Genomic DNA, 22841 nt, shown 5'->3' on the forward strand with positions numbered 1-22841 from the left:
CGGGCGACCAGCCGGTCCCCCAGCCACTGGATGCCGCAGACGAGAACGATGAGAACGACAACAACGGCAATCATGACATTGGTCTCGAAGCGCTGGTAGCCATAGCGGATGGCGAGATCGCCCAGACCGCCGGCACCGATGGCGCCGGCCATCGCTGAAGCGCCGATCAGTGTCACCAACGTGACGGTAAAGCCGGCAACGATGCCCGGCAGGGCTTCGGGCACGAGAACCTCGCGGATGATTGTCCAGCGATTGCCGCCCATGGCGCGCACTGCATCGATCAGTCCGCGATCGACCTCACGCAGCGAGACTTCCGCGATACGGGCATAGTAGGGAGTGGCCGCGATTGCGAGCGGAACGATGGCCGCCCAGGTGCCAATCGCCGTGCCGACGATAAGGCGCGTCAGCGGGATCAGTGCCACCAACAGGATGATGAATGGCACTGAACGAAAGCCGTTGATGACGGCGCCGAGAATGCGGTTGATCCAGAGACTTTCGGCAATGCCGCCGCGGTTCGTCAGCACCAGCGCCAGACCGAGCGGCAAGCCTGCTACCAGCGAAATCAGGCCGGATGCTGCCGTCATGAGCACCGTCTCCCAAAGCGAGCGCAGCAGCAGATTAATCATGATCGGTGACATAACCAAGCACCTCCACCCGGGCGGACCGGGCCTTCAGAAACTGTTCGACCGTCCCGGCAAGCGCGGGATCGCGCGCAGGAACGGCAATGAAGAACCGCGCCACGGGCTGGTTCTGGATATGATCGATACCACCGTGCACCAGGCGGAAGGAATGCGGCAACGCTGCCGAGAGGTCAGCAAAAAGCGCGCCCTGCGCTTCCGGTCCAGCAAGATCGACACTGAGGATAGCTTCCGTGCCGCCGGTCTGCGACAGGCGTGCAGCAATGTGTTCCGGAAGCTGCGGGCGGATGCCGCCGAGCAGGCTTTTTGTGATCACCGCCTGCGGATCGCCGAAGATCGACCAGACTTGGCCTTCCTCCACGATGCGCCCCGCATCGATGACGGCGACGCGATCGGCAATGCCGCGCACCACCTCCATCTCATGGGTAATCAGAAGAATGGTAAGACCAAGCTTACGGTTGATATCCTTCAACAGGGCGAGGATCGAACGCGTCGTCTCCGGATCGAGCGCCGAGGTCGCTTCGTCGGACAGCAACAGGGCTGGGCGGGCGGCGAGTGCGCGGGCAATGCCGACACGCTGCTTCTGGCCGCCAGAAAGCGAGGATGGATAGGCTTTGGCCTTGTCGGAAAGGCCGACCAGTTCCAGAAGCTCCCGCGCCCGCTTCAGTCGTTCGGCCTTAGCAATACCCTCGATCTTCAACGGCAGGGCGACATTCTCCTCGACCGTCTTGGCCGAGAGCAGGTTGAAATGCTGAAAGATCATGCCGATGCGGCGGCGTAAGGGCTGCAGCTCCTGCTCGGCAAGACCAGCAATGTCGCGGCCCTCGATGACGATCTCGCCGCTATCAGCCCGTTCGAGACCGTTGAGGCAGCGGATCAGCGTCGATTTGCCGGCACCGCTGCGGCCGATAATGCCGAGGATTTCGCCCTTCTTCACGCTGAGCGAAACGCCGTCGAGTGCTGCAGTCACGCCGAACTTGCGCATGACATCCTTCAGGCGCACGACCTCTTCGGCATCGGCCTGCCGCGTCTCGATGCCTGAAGCGGAGACAATTGAATTCATGCTCGTTCCTTCACAAACGCTGAAGGCGGCCCTGGCAAAAGTCCAGGGCCGCCTCGGTTGCTGACGCCCTTCCAAGGACGGCGAAATCAATAGGCGCTGAGGCCAGTACCTTTATAGACCTTATCGAATTCGGCCTTCACCGTCTCGTTCTGATAGGAGGAGACGAGGGTCTTTACCCAGTCGGCATCCTTGTTCTCTTCCTTGACGGCGATGAAGTTGCGATAGGGATTGTCGGCGATCGGCTCCTGCGCGATGCGCTCCTTCGGGGACAGACCACTCTTCAGCGCCCAATCGGTGTTGACGATGCCGGCGTCGAGATCATCGATCGAACGGCCGACGATACCGGCGTCAAGCTCGCGGATCTCGATGTTCTTCGGGTTTTCTGAGACGTCGACGATCGTTGCCAGAATGCCCGTGCCATCCTTCAGCTTGATCAGGCCCTCGTTCTGCAGAACGCGGAGCGCACGGCCTTCGTTGGACGGATCGTTCGGAACACCGATTACGGCGCCGTTGGGCAGTTCGGCAACGGACTTGTGCTTCTTGCTATAGAGGCCGATCGGCCAGACGCCCGTGTAGCCGACGGATACGATATGGTAGCCGTGCTGCTTGACCTGATTGTCCAGATAGGGCTGATGCTGGAAGGCGTTCGCGTCGATTTCGCCGCGCTCCAGAGCCTCGTTCGGCTGCGTATAATCGTTGAAGGTGATCGTCTCGATCTTGAGACCCTTCTTGGCGGCTTCGCTGATGACGACGCGCCAGACATCCTCGTCCTCGCCGCTCATGATGCCGACCTTGATCGACTTGTCTTCGGCAAAGGAAGGAGCCGGCGCAGCAAAGGCGATGAGCGCAGCCGCAGAGGCGGCAACAGAGAGAGCCGCGCGGCGCGAAAGCGAAATGGCGCCGAAATTCTTGTTCTTGGTCATTTTTTTATCCCGTCTGACTGAATGAGGCCGAGCCCCGAGCAGGCGGATAATTGCAAATGCGCTCACTGCGAGCGAAGCACGAACGTCTGATGTCTTCTCGCCACCGGAAAAACTCTTGCCGCGTCTTCGAGAGCGGCAGGATAAAATTCCACCAAATTTATGGATTAAATGCCAGCTGCAAGGCACACTCAAAACAAAACGGCGCCCGAAGGCGCCGCCGAAATCCCTCTTGCAATATCGTTCATTCCGCTGCGATCAGTCTCGAATTTCTGCCCGGAAAGAAGGCAGCGAGTTCGCCGATGACCTCCCCGATGCGCTTGGAAAGCTGTTCGGAGGAAACGCGATAGTCGGTGAAATCGCGGTCCGAGGCATAGACGGCGGTCGGCAGCGTGTGGGCCATGAAGAAGCCGAAGAGCGGGCGCAGCTGATGCTCGACCATCAGCGCATGGCGGTCGCCGCCGCCGGTCGCGGTGATGACGATCGGCTTTGCACGCAGCTCGTGCGGGTCGATGAGATCGATCAGATGTTTGAAAAGGCCTGGATAGCTACCCTTGAAGGTCGGCGCACCGATGACGAGGACGTCGGCATTGGCGATGTCGGCGATGATTTCCCTGGCGCGATTGTCGAGATCGTCGCGGCGCAACGCCTGGCCGAGCGAGGGGCCGACGTCCGTCAGGTCGTAAATCGTATTGTCGAAGCCATATTTTTCGGCGGCGAGGCCGGCGATATTCTCGACCAGCGCAAAAGTCTTCGAGGGACGATTGAAGCTGCCGGCAAGACCGACCAGTTTGGGTGCAGACATATCATTTCCTTCCACTATCGCGCCGTCGATGGCTGCATCATATGACGGATATTATCCATCAAAATAGTAGATTAAAGAAATGACGATCCGTCTTCGCCGAAGGCCGGGGAAAAAATGTTCGTTCGAACGCAACGCCGCGCCGTGCGCTTGCCCTGACGCAAAAGAGGCACCGAAACGCTTTAGGTGCCTCCTTCGGAGTGCGAAACTTAAACCGCTCGATGCTTCGGGATGCGCGGTAGGAAGATGGTGAACAGGCCGAGCAGCGGCAGGTAGGAGCAGATGCGGTAGACGAAGGCGATACCGTGCGTATCGGCAAAGCCCCCGAGCAAGGCCGCACCGAGACCGCCCGCACCGAAGGCGAAACCGAAGAAGACGCCGGCGATCAGGCCGACGCGCCCCGGCACCAGCTCCTGCGCGAAGACGACGATGGCCGAGAAGGCAGAGGCGAAGATCAGGCCGATGACGACGCTGAGCACGCCCGTCCAGAAGAGGTTCGCATAGGGCAACAGCAGCGCGAAGGGAATGACGCCGAGGATCGAGAACCAGATGACGAAGCGGGCGCCGAAACGATCGCCGATCGGGCCGCCGAGGAAGGTGCCGGTGGCAACGGAACCTAAGAACAGGAAGAGCATGAGCTGCGCCTGCTGCACATCGAGCTGGAAACGGTCGATGACGTAGAAGGTGAAGTAGCTTGAGACGCTTGCCATGTAGACATTCTTCGTCGCCGTCAGCAACACGAGGATGAGTAGCGCCCAGACGACCTTGCTCTGAGGCAGCGGTAGCGTGCGGCTTGGGGCCGCCTTGCTGGCGTGCTGGCGGCGGTGACTTATGTACCAGTTCCCGACCCAGCTCAGGACCACCATGCCGACCATGGCGATGCCGGAAAGCCAGGACACGCTGTGCTGACCGTTCGGCAGCACGATGAAGGCGGCCAGCAGCGGACCGATCGCCTGGCCGGCATTGCCGCCCACCTGAAAGAAGGACTGGGCGAAGCCGTGACGGCCGCCGGAAGCAAGACGCGCGACGCGCGAGGATTCCGGATGGAAGACGGCCGAACCAAAGCCGATCAGGCTTGCGGCAACCAGGAGCAACTCAAAACTGCCGGCATTGCCGAGGAGGATCAGGCCGCAGAAGGTGCTTGCCATGCCGACCGGCAACGAATAGGGCATCGGCCAGCGGTCGGTGACGATGCCCACGAGCGGCTGAAGCAGCGAGGCCGTGACCTGGAAGGTCATGGTCAGGAGACCGATCTGCACGAAATCGAGGTTGTAATTGGCCTTGAAGAGTGGATAGAGCGAGGCAAGCAGCGACTGCATGATGTCGTTGAGCATGTGGCAGAAGCTGACTGCCACCAGGATGGACATTGCGGTCTTTTCAAAGCGGGGGGCGCTCTCGGCAACGGATGCCATTGGTCTTCCTCCTGCGCGGCCGGAATCGTGCCGGGCCATCGTCGGTTTTCGTGCGGGCTGTTCTTAAGGCGATCGGGGCTTGGGAAGTGAATTGTCAGCGGCGGTCGCTGAAAAAGCATTTATCGTATGAAGAGGAACGATTACAGCCCAGTTTTACGCGGATCGGTACGCCGTTTTTAAGATTTTTGTTCCCGATCCTGCAATTCGGCCACCTCACGCGCCGATCCCGCTCTGGCGACTGTTCCAGGGGTTGGAGCCGATATGGCTTATTGCCGGGCTCTCCAACGCAATAGGCCGCGTGATCAAGACCGGCGCTTGAATGTATGTTTTTCCGTGGGGAATGCGCGGGAGCGCACCTCCTCTGCATAGGCGGCAGCCGCCACCCCGACCCTCTTTCCAAGTTCGTCGTATCGTTTAACGAAGCGCGGCGTGAAATCGTTGAACAGTCCGAGTATGTCGTCCGAAACCAGGATCTGGCCGTCACAGGCAGCCGAGGCACCGATCCCGATCGTCGGAACAGGAATTGCCGTCGTCACCTCGCGGGCAAATGTTTCGACCGTGCCCTCGATGACGACCGCGAAGGCTCCCGAGTTGCCGATCGCGTCGGCGTCACGCCGGATCTTGGCAACCTCCTCCTCGGAATGTCCGACAGATCGGTAGCCGCCTGCGGTGTGAACCTGCTGCGGCATGAGCCCGATATGCCCGAGGGCCGGAATACCGCGCGCGGTGAGGAAGGAAATTGTCTCGGCCATCTCCTCGCCACCTTCGAGCTTGACCGCGTCGCACCCGGTTTCCTGCAGAATGCGTACAGCATTGCGATAGGCCAGCTCCTTCGACTCCTGGTAGCTGCCGAAGGGCATGTCGACGACCACGCAGGATTTAGCGACGCCACGCATCACCGCCTTGCCATGGGCAATCATCATGTCGAGCGTCACCGCCACGGTGCTCTCCATGCCGTAAAGAACCATGCCGAGCGAATCCCCAACGAGCAGGAGATCGCAGTGTTCGTCCAGGAGCCGCGCCATCGGCGTAGTATAGGCCGTCAAACACACAATCGGCGTTCCGCCCTTCATCGCCCGGATTCGTGTTGGCGTCAGGCGTTTTGCGGAGCTGACAGCGCTCATTGTGCGTCTCCCGTTCCAGACGAACCTTTTCTCGCGATCACCCGGTTATCGAGAAGCTTGGTCGAACCAATCCGCACGAACAGTGCGACAACCACCGCGTCCTCGATTTCCGCCACATGCTTCAACGTCGAGGCGTCCCTTACAGCGACGACTTCCGGCTTTGCCAGGGGTTCACGGCCGATGAAGCCGACTAGCTTCGCTTCAAGGACCTGCGGGTCGGTGAGGCCCTGAGCGACAAGGCGCTCTGCCTCGTCCAATGCGCGCGGGATGATGACCGCTGCGCGTCGCTCCTCCTCGTTGAGATAGACGTTGCGAGAAGATAGAGCGAGACCATCCGCATCCCGAACCGTCGGCACCGAAACGATGCGCACTGGCAGAGCCAGATCGTCTGCCATCCGTTTGATGATGACGACTTGCTGGTAATCCTTCTCGCCGAAATAGGCGTTGCCTGGCTGGACGATATTGAAGAGCTTGCTGACAACGGTAGCAACGCCCGCGAAATGCCCCGGTCGAACGGCGCCTTCGAGCTCGCAGCCAAGCTCCGGCACATCGACCACGGTTTTCATCGGGTGCGGATACATATCCTCAACACCGGGCGCAAACAGAATATCGACGCCAGCCTTTTCCAGCATCGTTCTGTCGCGTTCCAGATCACGCGGGTATCTGGTCAGGTCCTCTGTTGGCCCGAACTGGAGCGGATTGACGAAGATCGAGGCAACGACGATTTCGTTTTCAGCGCGCGCTCGCGCGACAAGTTCCATGTGCCCCGCGTGAAGATAACCCATCGTCGGCACGAAACCGACAGCTCCGCCATCTGTCTTCACCGCTGCAAGCGCTGCGCGCACCGCCTCAATGCTCGATAGGACCTGCATGTGCCCTCCCTGGCCGCCTTCCTGACATTGGGGGCGGATAGAAGATGTAAGCGGGGGCCCAGGTCAATGGTTTCTTTTCGATAAGACTGATTAGATGAAGAAGCTTCCATCAGGGCGTGTTCAAATATTGCGGACCGCAACCGAAGCGGCGGATTTCCTACTGGCATCTAAAGTTCGTACCATATCCGCGGATTGTCACCCGACTGGATCATCAGCCAGCGAAGATCCGTGTCCCTCCAGCTCTTGATTGCATTCGTGCGGTTATCGAGCACCAGATCGCCACGATCGGTCTTGACGACCAGAACCGCATGGCCCTTGCCGGCGGGCGTCTTGGTCACCGCGATCCGAAGTGCCTTCGTCGACCAGCCCAAGGCGATGAGGTGGTCGCGCTTCGTCAACGCAAAATCCTCGCAATCGCCCGCCGTGACGTTCACCTGCCAGACATCGCCCTGATCGGGCCGGTCGTCGAGCGAGCGGATCGAGCGGTTGACCGAGGTGTTGACAGCGCGAAGCTGCTCGTCCGCCAGGGGACTTAAGGAGACTTCTGAAGCATCGCCACGAGCAGTGCACTCATCGGGATTTCGAGCGCAAAACATCACATGCGCGAAAGGCGCGGCAGTCCGGCGCTTTTCAGAAATATAGCTGAACACAGGCGCCGTCTTCAGGCCACGGGCTGCACCGGCAGGACCGTCCGCATAAGCAGTCTGAACCGCGAACAGGGATGCAAGTGTCACCACGATAACCACTTCATGCTTATACATATTCTACCTCCGTGTGGTGGTTGATCGAACAATGATGAGGTTCGCCCAGCGGTGATGAAGCCCTTTCAGGCGCGCGTCATTCGGACGACTGGGCGCTTGGTCGCGATCTCTTATTTTCCGGGATGCTTCCGGAGGCGATCACCTTTCAAATGCATACACCCTATGCGTGTCACACTTTGCGAGCCAGATGCATCCAAGTTCAGGGCGTATCCGTTCCTTCAGTCACAACGCAGCTGGCGGCATGCGCATCGCAACCAGACGCATGCCACCAACGGTTTGACAATTTAAACTAGTGCGGCTGGAAGACAATTCAATTGTCGAGAGAGGTGCTGATTTGGAAAGGCCACGTACTCGACAACAGGAGATATCACACCATGTCCGAGCGACGCCGGACTGAGATCTAATGCCCGTCGCGGACTGGATTCTGGTCGCCCTTCAATCCGTCCCGACATCGACGATCGAGCCTAGCGGCTAGGGACGCCAGGCCTCCAGGTTCCGTCAGGAAGGGTGGTGTCAGCTCTGACAAAGAAGCCGCCGATATTGCCGGAGCGGGAGGCTGCGTTGCCGTCGCTGCCGCCATGTCCCATTCGCCGTGGCCGCTCTGCAAGAGAGCAAGAGCGCCTGCATCGGCAATTGCAGCCGCGCCGGAAGATGCGCTTGCAGCCGCCACCAGCTCTTCGTCGGAACGCGCTGCGTCGGCCTTTTACGGCTTGTCGCCATGAAGATGGCGTTCGAGGAAGGGCAAATTGTCCTGTCCCCAGTAGAGCTCGTTCTCATGGACAAAGGTCGGGAAGCCGAAGACGCCTCTTTCGCGTGCATGAATGCGATCGGCTGCCCATTTCTGCTGGACATCGTCATCGGCCTGCCGGCGCAACAGGGCCGTGCCGTCGAGACCGACAGCGTTGACGATCGCTTCGCGGATATCGGGCCTGCCGATATCCTTTGCCTCGCTCCAGAAGGCATGCTGAAGAGCGCGCGTCACGCCGATCCAATCCTGGCCATCGAGATATGCGGCAATGACGAAGAAGGAGGCCGGTGTCGGATCGCTGAGCTCGGGGCGATTTTCGAGGATGAGAGGCTTGCCGCGCACCCCTGCCCAGCGCTTGAGATCGCGGATCCAGTAGGCACGGCGGATTTCAGGGCGATTGCGCGAGAAAATCCCGCCATTCTCCTCAACGACCGTCGTCAGATACGGCTTGACGGTGATGTCGTTCTTTACGGCAAGTTCGGCAAAGGCATCAAGGCCGATATAGGACCAAGGCGAGCTGATGGAGAAGAAATATTCAACTGATTTCGTCACGGAGAGATTTCCTACAATTCTGGCGTTTGTCGCGCCGCTCACGACGCCGCTCGGAGGGCAGCCTTCGTGTTCCAGCCGAGCTCGGGAGCAATGCGCGTGGCGAAGTCATGCAGAATCTGGCGATATTCGTCATGCTCGAACTCATAGGGCAATTCCAGCCTGAGCTCGCTCACATGCGGCAAAATGGGATCGGCAAGAAGGCGCTCGAGTATCTGCTCTGACGTACCAACGAGATCACGGGCAAACAGCGTGCGTCGTTCACCCTGGGGAGACAGCGTGCGCTCATATCGTCCGGCGGCATAGTCTGAGTATCGCTGACGGGTGGCTGCATCCGCACTGTCAAAGGGCACGATGACCCGACCGAGCGCCACGCGCCGTTCCGCTCCGCCGGAAGCCCGATAGGCTTCGAGCTGACGGGACTGGGCGAGGAAAAAGTCATCAGTCTCCTCGCCGGATGTGACATTGCCGATCAGCAGGTTGAAACCGTTCTGGCCAGCCCATGAGGCCGACCGCAGCGAGCCACCGCCATACCAGATCCGATCGATCAGGCCTTTCGCGTAGGGCTGAAGGCGCGGACGCTGCGGTCCGAAGGGCGTCTTGATGAACGTATTTTCGTCGCCGAGATAGGTTCCTTTGAGATTGCCGGCAAAGCGCAGCACGCGCTCATGCGAGAAATCATGGTTCTGCCAATCGCCGTCGAAGGCAAGCGGACCGATGAGATCAGCATGCAGCGGACGGCCGGCGCTCAGGCCCACATTCAGTCGTCCCTTCGACAGGATATCGACCGTCGAGAGATCCTCGGCAAGCCGATAGGGACTTTCGTAACCGATCGGAATGACAGCGGTACCGAGTTCGATACGGCCTGTGCGCTGGGTGGCGGCCGCGAGGAAGGCGGTCGCCGATGAGATGCCGGGCTCCAGATGCCGCTGACGGGCCCAGGCACTGTTGAAACCCAGCTTTTCACCGAAGCCAAGAAGCTGCAACGTCTTTTCGAGGCCGGAGAGCGGGTCGTCATCCGGGTAGTTGCCAGGTGTCAGGAAGCCGATATGGCCGATCGAAATCGTGTTTCCGCTCATCTCATCCTCACTCAGAATTTCGGCAGGCCGGGCGGGTTTGTCTCGGAGGCAGGTAGTGCCTCTTCCGAGAGCTGCCAATGCTCGAGGATTTTTGCGTAGGTTCCGTCCTTGATCAGGCCATTTGTGGCGAGCGTCAGCGTGTCAGCAATGCCGCTTCCCTTGCGGGTGGTGATCGCGACGTCGGAGCGATCGGGCCAGCCGGCGCTCAGCGTTCCGACCCGCTTGAGGTTCTTGTCGCGGGCGGCGATATAGACGAGCTGCGCATGCGGCTGGACGATGACATCGGCACGGCCGGATCGCAACGCCAGCAGGCTTGCCGCCTCGTCGTCATAATATTGCAGCTCGAGCGGCTTGAGGCCGGCAGCGACATCCTCGTCGCTCCACTTCAGCAGGATGCGTTCCTGATTGGTGCCGGCACCGACGATGAAGCGCAGTCCCGCCGCATCCTTCGGCTCCTTGATCGAATTTATCGCACTGTCCGCCTTGACGAAGAAGCCGTGCAGACCTTTCCGGTAGGTGGAGAAATCGAACTTCTCCTTGCGCTGTTCGGTCACACCGACATTGGAAATAACAGCATCATATTTGCCCGACGTCAGGCCAAGCGGCCAGTCGATCCAGGCAACCGGGACGAGTTCAAGCTGCAGCCCGAGGCTTTCGGCAATGGCGTTCGCATACTCGGGATCGGCTCCGACGACGGTCTTGGCATCCGTCGCATAGGTGGCAAGCGGCGGTCCTCCCGGGCTCACGGCAACCGTGAATTTGCCTGATGTGACGAACTTGAAATCCTTGGGAATGGACGCGATCGCCGCCTCGTCGCGCTGAGCGTGCACGCGGTTGGGCTGCTCGGGGCTTAGGTCGAATTCATCAGCCGCAGCCATGCCCGAATAGCAGGTTATCAGAGATGCGATGGCGGCAATCGATGCGATGCGCAGCCTTGAAAATATCGTCACGAGAGAACTCTCCATAATTACATATGAAAACGAGGACGGACCGGCGCGACCTCCAACGCCAGTCCGTCAGACCATCCTTTACGAACCGCTCTTCGGCAGCCCCGGCGGGTTGGTCTTGGCTTCGTCGATCGCTTCGGCGTTCAGGCTCCAGTGCTTCAGCACTTCGCCGTATTTGCCGTTCTTGATAAGGTCGTTGAGGGCGACGGTTACGGCATCGGCAAGGCCGGCGCCCTTCTTCGTGGTGACGGCGATTTCAGCCGTCAGCGGCCAGCCGCCGGATACGATACCGACAAGCTTGGTATGACCCTTGATGGAAGAGCTATACGCCTGCGTCGCGTTCGGATTGAACTCGACATCGGCACGGCCGGACTGCAGCGCTAGGTCGGCTGCGGCGCGGTCGTCATAATATTGAACCTCGATCGGCTTCAAGCCGGCGGCAACATTCTGGCGATCCCATTCCAGGATGATCTTTTCTTGGTTGGTGCCAGCACCGGTAATCACCTTGAGACCGGCAACGTCCTTCGGTTCCTTGATCTCGGTGATCTTGCTGTCGGACTTGACGTAGAAGCCGAGCACATCCTTGCGATAGGTGGAGAAATCGAATTTCTCCTTGCGCTCCTCCGTCACCGTGACGTTGGAGATGACGGCGTCATACTTGCCGGAGGAGACGCCGAGTGGCCAATCCGCCCAGGCAACCGAAACGAGGTTCAGTTCGAGGCCGAAGGAATCGGCGAGCAGTTGCGCCAGATCCGGATCGGCGCCGACCACGGTCGCAGCATCCGATGCATAGGTTGCGATCGGCGGGTCCCAGGCGTTGACCGCCACGGTAAACTTGCCCGGTTCGACGAACTTGAAGTTCGGCGCGATAGTCTTGATCGCGGCTTCGTCCTTTTCAGCACGCACGCGATTTGACGTATCAGGGCTGAGGTTGAACTTCTCGGCGGCCTGCGCCGTGCCAAGACCGAGTGCCGTCAGGGCGACGACCCCGGCAAGCAGGTAGTTGGCTCTATTTCTGAATGCCATTTCCCTTCTCCATTTCATCTTAGGGTTGTTGTTCTTTTCATACCCTCCGGACGCCCGTCGCGGCCGGATCTGCTGATGCCTCGCTCTTTTTCAGAGAACCTTGGCGAGGAATTCTCGTGTGCGGGGGTGTTCCGCGCCATTGAAGATGCGGGCCGGCGAGCCGGCCTCGAGGATATGGCCGCCATCCATGAAGACGACGGTATCGGCAACTTCGCGGGCAAAGCCGATTTCGTGGGTGACGATGACAAGCGTCGTACCCGTGCGCGCCAGCTCCTTGATCACATCGAGGACTTCGCCGACCAGTTCCGGATCGAGCGCAGAGGTCGGCTCATCGAACAGCAATACCTTCGGACGCAGCGCCAGGGCGCGGGCAATGGCGACACGCTGCTGCTGGCCGCCGGAAAGCTGGCGCGGATAGGCATTGATCTTGTCGCTGAGGCCGATGCGGGCAAGCAGTTCCTGGGCAAGCTGGATGGCCTCTTCACGGCTCACGCCACGCACCTGGATCGGCGCTTCGATCAGGTTTTCGAGCACTGTCAGATGAGGGAAAAGGTTGAAGCTCTGGAAGACCATGCCGATATCGGCGCGCCGCTTGAGGATGTCCTTCTCTTTGAGCTCGTAGAGCACATCACCTTTCTGCTCATATCCGACGAGATCGCCGTCGACCGAGATGAAGCCGCCATCGACGCGCTCCAGATGGTTGATGGCGCGTAGCAGCGTGGACTTGCCCGAGCCCGAGGGACCGAGAATGGCGGTGACGCTGCCGGCCGGCAGATTGAGGTCGATACTATCGAGCACTTTCAGAGAGCCGAAGCTCTTGGAAATGCCGTGGATGCGCACCGTCCCGCCGGTGCGAAGAACTGCTGCGTCACGGAAGCCGGAGGTACGGGTAAAGTCGCCGGAGATCGCCGCTATAGGCAAAGGGCGGGCAAAACGCTTGAGGAAAGACTGGAAGGGCAAGGGCTTCGGGTTGCGCAATGCGCCCTTGGAAAAATAACGCTCGATATAATGCTGGGCGATCGACAGCACCGTCATGATGACGAGGTACCAGACGGTCGCCACCATCAGCAGCGGAATGACTTCGAGGTTACGGCGATAGATGACCTGCACCGTATAGAACAGTTCCGGCAAGGCAAGCACGTAGACCATGGAGGTCGCCTTGGCGAGACCGATGATCTCATTGAACCCGGTCGGCAGGATCGAGCGCATCGCCTGCGGCAGCACGATACGGAATGCCTGACGACGGCGCGAGAGACCGAGCGCCGAAGCAGCTTCAAGTTGCCCCTGATCGACGGACAGGATGCCACCGCGGACGATCTCGGCGAAGAAGGCCGACTGATTGAGCGTGAGGCCGAAGAACGCCGCGGCAAAGGGCGTCAGCAATTGTGTCGTCGGATATTCGAAGAGGACGGTGCCGGTGAACGGCACACCGAGCGTAATCGTTTCATATAGATAGCCGAGATTGTTCAACACCAACAGCAGAACGATGACGGGTATAGATCGCAGCAGCCAGATGTAGCCCCAGGATAATCCTGACAGCAGCGGCGATCTCGAGACGCGGGCAAGCGCCAGCGCCGTGCCGAGGATCGAACCGGAAATCGTTGCCAACAGTGTCAAGAGCAGAGTGCGCCCGAGGCCGGCAAGAACGGGTGCCGCAAAGAACCATTCGGCAAAAACATCCCAGCCCCAGCGCGGATTGGTGAAGGTCGAATAGAGGACGGCGGCAATGACGAGAGCAGCGAATATGGTGCCGGCAACCCGGCCGGGATGCCGCGCCGGGACGATCCTCAGTCGGGAATAGTCCTGAAGCGTCCGGTCCCCTGCCCTGCTGCCGGTATCGATGCAGGCATAGTTACTCGTCAGTGCCATCGTATATCCCCTTTTTATGGAGCGTTCTTTGCCTGGATTCAGCGACCTGCTGCTGCCTGTAGTGGTGGGCGATCGGCGTTGGCCGACAGCTGCGGTGCGAGGTGGCGGATGTCCTTCTCGAAGGGCAGCGTCTTGTAGACTTCCGGGTCGACCTTGGGGTCGAAGAGCGCCGTATAGCCGTAGTTGAGATAGAGGCCGACCGCCTCCGGCTGGCGAAAGCCGGTCGTCAGGTAGATCCGCTGATAGCCCTGGCGAGCAGCCTGCCCTTCCAGCTCGACGAGAACCTTGCGGGCAAGGCCCTGCCGGCGCAGGTCGGAGCGTGTCCAGATACGTTTGAATTCGGCCGTCTGCTCATCGTAATATTTGAAGGCGCCACCGCCGATCGTCTCGCCATCGCGTACAAGCAGCACGAAATTGCCGACGGGCGGCGCGAAGGCCTCGGGCGGATAGCGGTTGAGCTCTGCCGCGGCACCCTCTTCGCTGAAATAGTTTCCGTAGCGGCTGTCATATTCGTGGATAAGTTCGTCGATCAGCGGCTTGGCGCGGGGGTCGAGGGGGGAAGTGTAGAGAAACGTGTCGCTCATGTCGTTCGTCACCCGTTGTCGTCAGTGAGGAAGGTCTCGGCGAGCCGCACCCAGTAGCGGGCGGCCGGTGCAATGATCGCATCGTTGAAATCGTAATGGGCACTGTGAAGAGGCGCGCTGTCGCCATTGCCGATGAAGAGATAGCTGCCCGGCTTCTCCTGCAGCATGAAGGCAAAATCCTCGCTTGCCGTGCGCGGGCGAAACCCCGCCTCAATGCTTTCCGGCTCGAAGCAGGACAGCGCGACATCGCGGGCAAAGGCCGTCTCGGCTCGATGGTTGATGAGCGCCGGAAAGCCAAGCCGGTAATCGACCTCGGCTGTCGCACCGAAGCTCTCGGCTTGAGCGCGGGCAAGCGCCGGCACGCGTGCCTGGAGCTTGTCGCGCACCGCCTGGCTGAAGGCACGCATGGTGAGCTTCAGCTCGACGCTCTCCGGAATGACATTCGACGCCGACCCGGCATGGATCGAGCCGACGGTGACGACGGCCATATCCTGCGGATCGACATTGCGAGAGACGATGCTTTGCAACGCGGTGATGAAGGAGGCCGAGGCCAGCACCGGATCGACGGCGCGGTGCGGTTCGGCGCCATGTCCGCCCTTGCCGACAATGCGGATGGCCGCCTGGTCGACCGAGGCCATGGCGGCATCGGCTACAAAGCCGAACTTACCGGCTGGCACGGCCGGCCAATTGTGCAGGCCGAAGACTGCATCGACCGGAAACCGTTCGAACAGGCCTTCCGAGATCATTTTGCGGGCGCCGGCACCGATTTCCTCGGCCGGCTGGAAGATCAGCCGCAACGTACCGCTGAAATTGCCGGCCTCTGCCAGATAGCGCGCAGCGGCAAGCAGGATCGTCGTATGGCCATCGTGGCCGCACGCATGCATGACACCGGGATTGCTGCTTGCATAGGAAAGGCTTGTCGCCTCCTCGATCGGCAGGGCATCCATATCGGCTCGGATGGCGATGGAGCGCTTGCCGTTTCCGCGGGCCAGTGTGGCGACGATGCCGGTGCCGGCAATGCCCGTCGCCACCTCATAACCCCAGGAGGAAAGGTGTGATGCCACGAGCTTGCTCGTGCGGCGCTCCTGAAAAGCAAGCTCCGGATATTGGTGAAGGTCGTGGCGCAGCGCGATGAATTCATCGAGATAGGCGGCAATTCCCGTCTCGATCGGATCGTGGCTGCGCGAAGGTTTTGGAATGACGTTCATGGAATTGTCCGCCACGCCTCAGGCGCTGGCAGCCTTTCCCTGTTCGACCTCACTGGCATCTGTCGCATAGCGGCTCTCGCGGAAGGGCAACCCCAGATGATCACGGAGCGTCTCGCCCTTCAGGACCGGATCGAAGTAGCCGCGCTTTTCGAGGATCGGCAGCACATGGCGGGAGAAATCATCGAAGCCTTCGGCGATGACGGGGAAACCGAGGATGAAACCATCGGCAGCCTCACCGTCGATCCAGCGGATGATCTCGTTGGCGATATGATCCGCAGTACCGATGAACGCCGTGCGCGGCGTTGCCGCGTCGAGCGCGACATCCCGGAGGATGAGCCCCTTTTCGCGCGCCGTCTTCTTGATCCGGTCCGTCGTGGCACGGAAGTTGTTGCGGCCGATATCGCCAATATCAGGGAAAGGTTCGTCGAGCGGATAGGCGCTGAAATCATGATGGTCGAAGAAGCGGCCGAGATAGAGCAGCGCCTCTTCGATGGTGACGAGATTGCGGATCGCCTGATACTTGGCCTCCGCTTCCTCTGTCGTCGAGCCGACGATCGGGCCGATGCCGGGATAGACGCCGATCTCTGCGGTCCGTCGCCCTTGCGCGATCGCGCTCTGCTTGAGTTGCTTGTAGAAAACCTGCGCTTCCTCGATCGGTCCGCCGTTGGTGAAGACCGCATCGGCATGTTTGCCGGCGAGCCGGATACCGGAATCTGAGGCGCCCGCCTGGAAGACCACCGGCTGGCCCTGTTTCGAGCGACCGATATTGAGCGGCCCTTCGATGCGGAAGAAGCGCCCCTTGTGGTTCAGCCGGTGCAGTTTGGTCTTGTCGGCGTAGACGCCGCTCTGACGGTCGCGCACGAAGGCATCGTCATCCCAGGAGTCCCAGAGACCCTTGATGGCGTCGATATATTCCTCGGCTATCTCGTAACGCAGCTCGTGCTCGGGATGTTCACGCCCATAGTTGCGACCCGAGCCCTCGAGTGGCGAGGTCACGGCATTCCAGCCGGCACGGCCGCCGCTAACCAGATCGATCGAGGCGAACTGGCGGGCGATCGTGAAGGGATCGCTGTAGGAAGTGGAAACCGTGCCGACCAGGCCGATCTTCGAGGTCGACGCCGCAAGCGCGGCCAGGATCGTCAGCGGCTCGAACCGGTTGAGAAAGTGCGGGATCGATTGTTCGTTGATATAAAGGCCGTCGGCAACGAAGGCGAAGGCGATACCGGCGTCCTCGGCCTTACGCGCCGTCTTGACGAAAAAGTCGAAATTGGTGCTGGCGTCAGCCGGGCCGCTTGGATGTTTCCAGGCATTCATATGGCCGCCTGGGCCCTGCAGCATGATACCGAAAGTGATTTTCTTCTTGGCCATGGGTTCAATCCTCCTGGGGATGGTCAGGCTGCGAGGGAAAGCCGTTCCTTGGCGAGCAATTCGATCGAGGAAAGCCGTTCCGAAGCGGCGAGCGCCGGTGTATCGAGAACGAATTCCTTGACCCCGTAGCGGCGATGCAGCTCGTCCAGTTCCTTGCGGATCTGGGCCGCGGTGCCGTGCAGCACGCTCGGCACTTTTTCCTCGATGCGATACTCGGTGACACCGGCCTGTCTTGCGAATTCGGCCGCCTGCTCTTCACTGCCGACATTTACGGTCTGGCCGTTCGGCAGGAAGACCTTGACGATGCGCAGATTGCCGACGCGCTCGCGCGCCTGTTCCTCACTGTCGGCTGCGAAGGCAGCCAGCGCCAGGATCGGCTTCTTGCCACCGGAGGCTTGTTCATAGGCTTCGAAAGTTTTGCGCAGATTCTCCGGATCGCCGTTGAGATGGCCGGCAAAAACCAACTCCCAGCCTTTCTCGGCGGCAAGCACTGCGCTCTCTACGCTTGCGCCGAGAAGGAAGCGCTCCGGCGCATGAGGTGGAAAGGGCGTCGCCTGCGCACCTTCATAGTCGGGATCAGCCGCAAGATAGGTGTTGATATCAGAAAGCTGGACAGCGAAATCCGGCTTTCTTTCAGGATCGAAAGCCGCCTGAAGAGCCCGCGTCGACAGCGGAAAGCCGCCTGGCGCCTTGCCGACGCCGAGGTCGACGCGGCCGGGCGCAAGCGAGGCGAGAAGATTGAACGTCTCGGCCACTTTGTAGGCGCTGTAATGCTGGAGCATCACCCCACCCGACCCGATGCGAATTTTCGAAGTTCGCGCCAGGAGATAGGCAATCAGTGTCTCCGGCGCAGAACTCGCCAGGTTGGACATATTGTGATGCTCGGCGACCCAGAACCGGTGATAGCCGAGTTCCTCGGCCCGGATCGCCAGCCGCACGCTTGCCTGCAAGGCTTCGCTAGCGCTTTTTCCCTGTTCGATCGGGCTCTTGTCGAGAAGGCTGAGAAAATAGGTCATGCGAAAACGCCTCATTCGAGTCCATATAATCTATAAAAACAGTAGATAATATGGATTATAAGAAATCGCTTTCTCATTTCAGGGCAGCGGCAGGAAAAAGCGTTTGGGAGACGGAAGGGAAAGCGAAGTTCAAAACGCATCTCACCGACAGGCGGATCACGCGCCTCGGGAGCCACGACCGATGCCGACAAGCCAAAAGGGCGAGCAGATCCGACCACGCCGGCGATGGACGGCACAGGAGGTTATGAATGCTATTTAGGGATTACATAGTGAAAAGTGTTTCTCGATCTCTGATCGGCGCCGCCGAGCCCCGGCAGGTCCTGACACCACATATATGCATGCAGACCGGCGTCAGCCGTTTCCAACTGACGCCGGTCTGCATGCATATGGTTTCTGCCCGAGCCCGAACATCAGACAAACCTGTCAGAATACCCGGGCCAACGATCCTTAAGCGGGCAATTGGAAGATCCAATTGGCGATCAATACGATGGCGAGGCCACCGGCAAGCGCCAAGTATGGCAATATCCCGGCCTTTTTGACACCGAGGTCCTGGCCCACGAGACCGAGGTCGTCCATAGCGCCCGGCGGGAATTTTCCTCCGTCGCGGACGTAGTGGCGATAGGCGAAAACCGGCAGGATAAGCGCGGCGAAGATGAAGCCGACCCAGAGCGCGTTGGCGTAGCCCCAGACCTTGGCGCCGGCGCCGAGGAAGAGCGCGTTGACGAAGGCAAGCACGGTATTGACGCCGATCAGCCAGGTGGGGGCCTTCCAGGGACGCTCGACATGACCAGAATCCATGCGATGGATCCAGCCGGAATTAAGGTTCAGGAAGTTGAAGATGATGTAACCGACATTGGAGACGGCGAGCACGAAGAAATAGCCGCCTGCATCGGACGCGATCGCCAACAGGAAAAGATTGAAGGCAAAGTCCGTCCACATCGCCCGGGTCGGGGCGCCGTGTTCGTTGACATGGTCGAGATATTTCGGCAGCCAGCCATCCTTCGAGCCTTGGTAGAGCGTGCGCGAGGAGCCTGCCATCGCCGTCATGATGGCGAGGAAAAGCGCCATGATCATCAGCACGACGAGAAGTTGGGTGACGATACGGCCGGCGCCGATCAGTCCGCCGAGTGCCTCGGCGACGCCCGTGCCGTCAATGATGCCCGGCGCCAGCATGCCCGCATGACCGAGCACGCCCTGGAAGGCGAAAGGTACGAGGAAGAAGAACAGGCAGCAAGCAAGGCCGGAATAGAAGATCGCCTTGAAGGTATCCGTCTTAGGGTTCTTCAATTCGCGCGTATAGCAGACCGCAGTCTCGAAACCGTATGTCGACCAGGCGGCGATATAGAGACCACCGAGGAAGAGCGTCCAGCCGCCATTGCTCCAGGTACCGTCGGTGCCGGCATAGGCCGCCGTCGGCGGAACCAGCCCGGTGACGTTGGCGCCAACGATCTGGCCGCTGATGATCGGATAGAGACCGATGATGAGCAGCGGTACGAGCACGATGATCGCCAGCCATTTCTGAACGCTCGCCGTCTCGGAGATGCCGCGATGCTGGATCGCAAAGATGATCAGCATCAGGATGCCCCCGATGAAGAAGGTGGCGTTGATATTGGCGGTGGCGAGGAAGGGAATGCTGAAGCTGACGAGCGACCAGCTGCGGATCGCCGGCGTCAGCGCGGCGACGCCGTCCGCGCTCAGCAGTGCCTTGACCGCATCCTCAGGCGAAGTGCCAGCATGGGCAGCAATATATTCGGCGACGCGGGGGCTATCGGCCGTGATCGAAGCGGCATGCGCGCTGATCCAGGCGAGGACCGCCTGCGAATCCGCTGCCGGGATCGGGAAGAAGGCATTGAGGATATATCCGGCCGCAATGGCGCAGCCGAGCGAAAGCACCGGAGACCAGGCAAACCAGTTGCACCAGACGGACAGCGGCGCGATGAATTTCGAATAGCGCAGCCAGGCCGTGGCGCCATAGACCGATGCGCCGCCCGACTTGTTGCCGAACATGCCGGCGATTTCGGCATAGGTGAAGGATTGCAGGAAGCCCATGATCATCGAGATGATCCAGACCACAAAGGCGAGCTTGCCGGTCGTGCCCGCAATACCGCCGATGGAGAAGAGAACAAGCGGTGGCACGCCGGCTGCCACCCAAAACGCGCCCTTCCAGTCAAGCGCGCGTATAAGTTTACCTTCGGTACCGGCGGCAACGCCGGCGTCCACGATATCCGTCATCGGTGAAATTCCCCATTCTATTTGTTCGGGACGTAGCTTTGCGTACGTCTCCCTGAACGCGCCTCCCGTGGCATTGCATGGGCTGCCCGGCATTTTCTCGATCCGCGTTCCCGAGCGGATTTCCGAGTCTCGACCCTTTATGCATAGTGAAGATATTTTCTTTTTAGTCAACATGCCTTTACTTTCGACCGGCATTTTGTCAGCATGATTTGCGTGCCGGAGGGCACATCAATCCCATGAGGATCATATGCGAGATCTCCATCCCGGGATCGTTGGGGTGCGGCCCGTATCGGCAAGTATCATCCGCTATCCCGGTATCCCCGCGCTACCCGAGGGTGTTGAGCGTTACCGCTGCAAGGGCGGTGGATCCCTTGTTGTTCGCGTCGAGGCAGGCGACCACGTTACCCTGATCGACAGCGAAGGCGGACAGGCCTGCGAGCTTTCCTTCCTCGACGAAAACGGCCGGTTTCAATCGGCCGGTCTCGGCGCCGCCTTCACCGGTTCGGCCGACGGACTGAAGGCCATTCTCTCTTCCGATGATGAGAGTGCCGCCCGGACCCGCACGGCGCTTCAGCGACGCGGAGCTGATTTTGGCACGGCAGGCGCGATCCGCATTTTCAGCGAAGCTTCCACTCCCGGCAGCAGGGCGGAGTTTGCGATCACGATGAAGGGTCTGCTGATTGCCGCCGCACCTGCGACGGCGATGTCGCCGGACGCGCAGGATACGGCAACGCCGATCGAGATCCGCATCAGGCGCAGCAGGCTGATCCGCGACTATGCCGCGGCCCTCCCCGAGCCGATGGCCGATCCAATCGAGGACATCCGCATCAAGGCGGCGACCGCCTCAGCCTATTTCGTCCGTGCCGGAGAGTTCATCCAGATCATCGATGTCTACGGGAGGCAATGCACTGATTTTCAGGCCTTTGCCGCACGCAAGATCGACAAGGGTCTCGATCTTGCGCTCGATTCCACCGTCACCCGCACCCTGCTTGGCCGTAGCTATCCCGCCCCCGGCCTGCCGTCGAAAGCGTTCGACCGCGACTTCGAGCCGTTGGTGGAGATCGTGCAGGACACGGTCGGCCGCCATGACGCATTCGCGACCGCCTGCAATTCACGCTACTACGACGACATGGGCTATCCCGGCCATGTCAATTGCACCGACAATTTCAATACGGCGCTGGCGCCGTACGGCATATCCGGCCGCAAAGGCTGGGAGGCGCTCAACTATTTCTACAATACGAACATCGACCACAACAACCAGCTCTACCTCGACGAGCCGTGGTCTCGGCCGGGCGATTATGTGCTGATGCGGGCGATGACCGATCTCGTCTGTGTTTCCTCCTCCTGCCCGGACGATATCGATGCGGCCAATGGCTGGGACCCGACCGACATCCACGTCCGCACCTTTTCCGGAAAAGAGAAATTCTCAAGAGCGGTAGCCTATCGCATGACCCCTGACGCTGATGCAGAACTGACGCGGGAAACCGCTTTCCACCCTCGCCTTGCGGCACTGACGCGGGATTACACCGAATATCGCGGCTACTGGCTGCCAAACCGGTTTTCCTCCGAAGGTCCGGTCGAGGAATATTGGGCCTGCCGCGAGAAGGCCGCCGTCATCGACCTGTCGCCGTTGCGCAAATTCGAAGTGACGGGTCCAGATGCCGAGGAACTGCTGCAATACTGCCTGACGCGTGACGTGCGCAAGCTGTCGACCGGACAGGTCGTCTATTCCGCCATGTGCTACGAGCACGGCGGCATGATCGACGACGGCACGCTCTTCCGCCTCGGCGACAAGAATTTCCGCTGGATCGGCGGCGACGACTACAGCGGCATATGGCTGCGCGAACAGGCAGAGAAGAAGGGCTTCAAGGCCTGGGTGCGCTCCTCGACGGACCAGATGCACAATATCGCCCTACAGGGACCAAAGAGCCGCGACATTCTCAAGGAGATCATCTGGACGGCGCCACGCCAGCCCGATATCGGCGAGCTCGAATGGTTCCGCTTTACCGTCGGGCGCATCGGTGGCTTTGAAGGCGCGCCTGTCGTCGTCTCGCGTACCGGCTATACCGGCGAACTCGGCTACGAGATCTTCTGTCATCCGAAGGATGCGCTGACCGTCTTCGATGCGGTCTGGAAGGCCGGCGAACCCTATGGGTTGAAGCCGATGGGGCTTGAAGCGCTCGACATGGTCCGCATCGAGGCGGGCCTCGTCTTCGCCCATCACGAATTCGACGATCAGACCGATCCGTTCGAGGCCGGAATCGGCTTCACCGTGCCGCTCAAGTCCAAGCAGGACGATTTCATCGGCCGCGAGGCGCTCCTGCGCCGCAAGGAGCATCCGCGCCACCTGATGGTTGGCCTGGATGTGCAGGCGAACGAAACGGTCGGCCACGGCGATTGCATCCATCTCGGCCGCGCCCAGATCGGCGTTGTCACCAGCGCGACGCGCTCTCCGATCCTCGGCAAGACGATTGCGCTCGCCCGCGTCAACGTCACCCATGCCGCCGTCGGCACTGAGGTTGAGATCGGCAAGCTCGACGGCCAGCAGAAGCGCCTGCCGGCGGTGGTGGTGCCGCTGTCACACTACGACCCGCAGAAGACCCGGCCGCGTTCGTAAAAACCT

At 60.4% G+C, this 22841-nt stretch carries 19 protein-coding genes; 1 reads left to right on the forward strand and 18 read right to left on the reverse strand.

Features of this window, described 5'->3' with window-relative positions; translation table 11 throughout:
• The 18 genes from PMI11_RS30065 to PMI11_RS30155 form a co-directional block, all read right to left on the reverse strand.
• The coding region (locus tag PMI11_RS30065; RefSeq protein ID WP_007824948.1) for a methionine ABC transporter permease at positions 1–638 on the reverse strand (638 nt) is incomplete at its 3' end.
• Positions 619–1701: a methionine ABC transporter ATP-binding protein gene (locus PMI11_RS30070; protein ID WP_007824949.1), complete on the reverse strand. Its 1083-nt coding sequence runs from the start codon at positions 1699–1701 to the stop codon at positions 619–621. The genes PMI11_RS30065 and PMI11_RS30070, both read right to left, overlap by 20 nt.
• 86 nt (positions 1702–1787) lie before the next feature.
• Positions 1788–2624 (reverse strand): MetQ/NlpA family lipoprotein, encoded by an 837-nt coding sequence (locus tag PMI11_RS30075; protein ID WP_007824952.1) that lies wholly within the window; start codon positions 2622–2624, stop codon positions 1788–1790.
• Positions 2625–2865: 241 nt separating this feature from the next.
• Positions 2866–3426: an FMN reductase gene (msuE, locus tag PMI11_RS30080; RefSeq protein ID WP_007824954.1), complete on the reverse strand. Its 561-nt coding sequence runs from the start codon at positions 3424–3426 to the stop codon at positions 2866–2868.
• A 206-nt stretch (positions 3427–3632) separates the two neighbouring features.
• Complete coding sequence (locus tag PMI11_RS30085; RefSeq protein WP_007824956.1) at positions 3633–4835, reverse strand: MFS transporter; 1203 nt, start codon at positions 4833–4835, stop codon at positions 3633–3635.
• Positions 4836–5137: 302 nt separating this feature from the next.
• Complete coding sequence (gene panB, locus PMI11_RS30090; protein WP_007824958.1) at positions 5138–5959, reverse strand: 3-methyl-2-oxobutanoate hydroxymethyltransferase; 822 nt, start codon at positions 5957–5959, stop codon at positions 5138–5140.
• On the reverse strand, positions 5956–6831 hold the full coding sequence (panC, locus tag PMI11_RS30095) for a pantoate--beta-alanine ligase (protein ID WP_007824960.1): 876 nt from the start codon (positions 6829–6831) through the stop codon (positions 5956–5958). Before panC ends, panB begins: the two co-directional genes overlap by 4 nt.
• A 167-nt stretch (positions 6832–6998) precedes the next feature.
• Positions 6999–7592 carry a transglutaminase-like cysteine peptidase gene (locus PMI11_RS30100; protein ID WP_007824962.1) on the reverse strand — a complete coding sequence of 198 codons (594 nt, stop codon included), beginning with the start codon at positions 7590–7592 and terminating at the stop codon, positions 6999–7001.
• 703 nt (positions 7593–8295) lie between these two features.
• Positions 8296–8892 (reverse strand): 2-hydroxychromene-2-carboxylate isomerase, encoded by a 597-nt coding sequence (locus PMI11_RS30105; RefSeq protein WP_007824963.1) that lies wholly within the window; start codon positions 8890–8892, stop codon positions 8296–8298.
• A gap of 38 nt (positions 8893–8930) precedes the next feature.
• Positions 8931–9968, reverse strand: a complete 1038-nt coding sequence (locus PMI11_RS30110) for an LLM class flavin-dependent oxidoreductase (RefSeq protein ID WP_007824964.1) — start codon at positions 9966–9968, stop codon at positions 8931–8933.
• Between the two features lie 11 nt (positions 9969–9979).
• On the reverse strand, positions 9980–10933 hold the full coding sequence (locus tag PMI11_RS30115) for an ABC transporter substrate-binding protein (RefSeq protein ID WP_037072496.1): 954 nt from the start codon (positions 10931–10933) through the stop codon (positions 9980–9982).
• A 63-nt stretch (positions 10934–10996) separates the two neighbouring features.
• Positions 10997–11941, reverse strand: a complete 945-nt coding sequence (locus PMI11_RS30120; RefSeq protein ID WP_007824968.1) for an ABC transporter substrate-binding protein — start codon at positions 11939–11941, stop codon at positions 10997–10999.
• A 90-nt stretch (positions 11942–12031) separates the two neighbouring features.
• Positions 12032–13810, reverse strand: coding sequence for an amino acid ABC transporter permease/ATP-binding protein (locus PMI11_RS38440; protein WP_007824970.1), 1779 nt, complete (start codon positions 13808–13810; stop codon positions 12032–12034).
• A gap of 38 nt (positions 13811–13848) precedes the next feature.
• Entirely contained in the window at positions 13849–14406 is a 558-nt protein-coding gene (locus PMI11_RS30135; RefSeq protein WP_037072497.1) for a GNAT family N-acetyltransferase, read from the reverse strand.
• Positions 14403–15602 (reverse strand): M20 aminoacylase family protein, encoded by a 1200-nt coding sequence (locus tag PMI11_RS30140; RefSeq protein ID WP_007824972.1) that lies wholly within the window; start codon positions 15600–15602, stop codon positions 14403–14405. Before PMI11_RS30140 ends, PMI11_RS30135 begins: the two co-directional genes overlap by 4 nt.
• Positions 15603–15620: 18 nt before the next feature.
• Positions 15621–16970 carry an LLM class flavin-dependent oxidoreductase gene (locus PMI11_RS30145; protein ID WP_007824973.1) on the reverse strand — a complete coding sequence of 450 codons (1350 nt, stop codon included), beginning with the start codon at positions 16968–16970 and terminating at the stop codon, positions 15621–15623.
• Positions 16971–16993: 23 nt separating this feature from the next.
• Complete coding sequence (locus tag PMI11_RS30150) at positions 16994–17986, reverse strand: LLM class flavin-dependent oxidoreductase (protein WP_007824978.1); 993 nt, start codon at positions 17984–17986, stop codon at positions 16994–16996.
• 447 nt (positions 17987–18433) lie between these two features.
• Positions 18434–20218 carry an APC family permease gene (locus PMI11_RS30155; protein WP_007824980.1) on the reverse strand — a complete coding sequence of 595 codons (1785 nt, stop codon included), beginning with the start codon at positions 20216–20218 and terminating at the stop codon, positions 18434–18436.
• A gap of 247 nt (positions 20219–20465) precedes the next feature.
• Between PMI11_RS30155 and PMI11_RS30160 the strand changes: the two genes are divergently transcribed.
• Positions 20466–22835 carry a DUF1989 domain-containing protein gene (locus PMI11_RS30160; protein WP_007824981.1) on the forward strand — a complete coding sequence of 790 codons (2370 nt, stop codon included), beginning with the start codon at positions 20466–20468 and terminating at the stop codon, positions 22833–22835.
• Positions 22836–22841: the final 6 nt, after the last annotated feature.

Origin of the sequence: Rhizobium sp. CF142 (assembly GCF_000281145.1) — a bacterium.
Classification (GTDB): domain Bacteria; phylum Pseudomonadota; class Alphaproteobacteria; order Rhizobiales; family Rhizobiaceae; genus Rhizobium.

What these genes read in the sequence shown, in the direction of transcription:
- PMI11_RS30085 (WP_007824956.1), bottom strand. Translation starts at nt 4,835, where the DNA reads ATGGCATCCGTTGCCGAGAGCGCCCCCCGCTTTGAAAAGACCGCAATG.
- panB (WP_007824958.1), bottom strand. Translation starts at nt 5,959, where the DNA reads ATGAGCGCTGTCAGCTCCGCAAAACGCCTGACGCCAACACGAATCCGG.
- PMI11_RS30120 (WP_007824968.1), bottom strand. Translation starts at nt 11,941, where the DNA reads ATGGCATTCAGAAATAGAGCCAACTACCTGCTTGCCGGGGTCGTCGCC.
- PMI11_RS38440 (WP_007824970.1), bottom strand. Translation starts at nt 13,810, where the DNA reads ATGGCACTGACGAGTAACTATGCCTGCATCGATACCGGCAGCAGGGCA.
- PMI11_RS30110 (WP_007824964.1), bottom strand. Translation starts at nt 9,968, where the DNA reads ATGAGCGGAAACACGATTTCGATCGGCCATATCGGCTTCCTGACACCT.
- PMI11_RS30140 (WP_007824972.1), bottom strand. Translation starts at nt 15,602, where the DNA reads ATGAACGTCATTCCAAAACCTTCGCGCAGCCACGATCCGATCGAGACG.
- PMI11_RS30160 (WP_007824981.1), top strand. Translation starts at nt 20,466, where the DNA reads ATGCGAGATCTCCATCCCGGGATCGTTGGGGTGCGGCCCGTATCGGCA.
- PMI11_RS30070 (WP_007824949.1), bottom strand. Translation starts at nt 1,701, where the DNA reads ATGAATTCAATTGTCTCCGCTTCAGGCATCGAGACGCGGCAGGCCGAT.
- panC (WP_007824960.1), bottom strand. Translation starts at nt 6,831, where the DNA reads ATGCAGGTCCTATCGAGCATTGAGGCGGTGCGCGCAGCGCTTGCAGCG.
- PMI11_RS30100 (WP_007824962.1), bottom strand. Translation starts at nt 7,592, where the DNA reads ATGTATAAGCATGAAGTGGTTATCGTGGTGACACTTGCATCCCTGTTC.
- msuE (WP_007824954.1), bottom strand. Translation starts at nt 3,426, where the DNA reads ATGTCTGCACCCAAACTGGTCGGTCTTGCCGGCAGCTTCAATCGTCCC.
- PMI11_RS30145 (WP_007824973.1), bottom strand. Translation starts at nt 16,970, where the DNA reads ATGGCCAAGAAGAAAATCACTTTCGGTATCATGCTGCAGGGCCCAGGC.
- PMI11_RS30115 (WP_037072496.1), bottom strand. Translation starts at nt 10,933, where the DNA reads ATGGAGAGTTCTCTCGTGACGATATTTTCAAGGCTGCGCATCGCATCG.
- PMI11_RS30155 (WP_007824980.1), bottom strand. Translation starts at nt 20,218, where the DNA reads ATGACGGATATCGTGGACGCCGGCGTTGCCGCCGGTACCGAAGGTAAA.
- PMI11_RS30150 (WP_007824978.1), bottom strand. Translation starts at nt 17,986, where the DNA reads ATGACCTATTTTCTCAGCCTTCTCGACAAGAGCCCGATCGAACAGGGA.
- PMI11_RS30075 (WP_007824952.1), bottom strand. Translation starts at nt 2,624, where the DNA reads ATGACCAAGAACAAGAATTTCGGCGCCATTTCGCTTTCGCGCCGCGCG.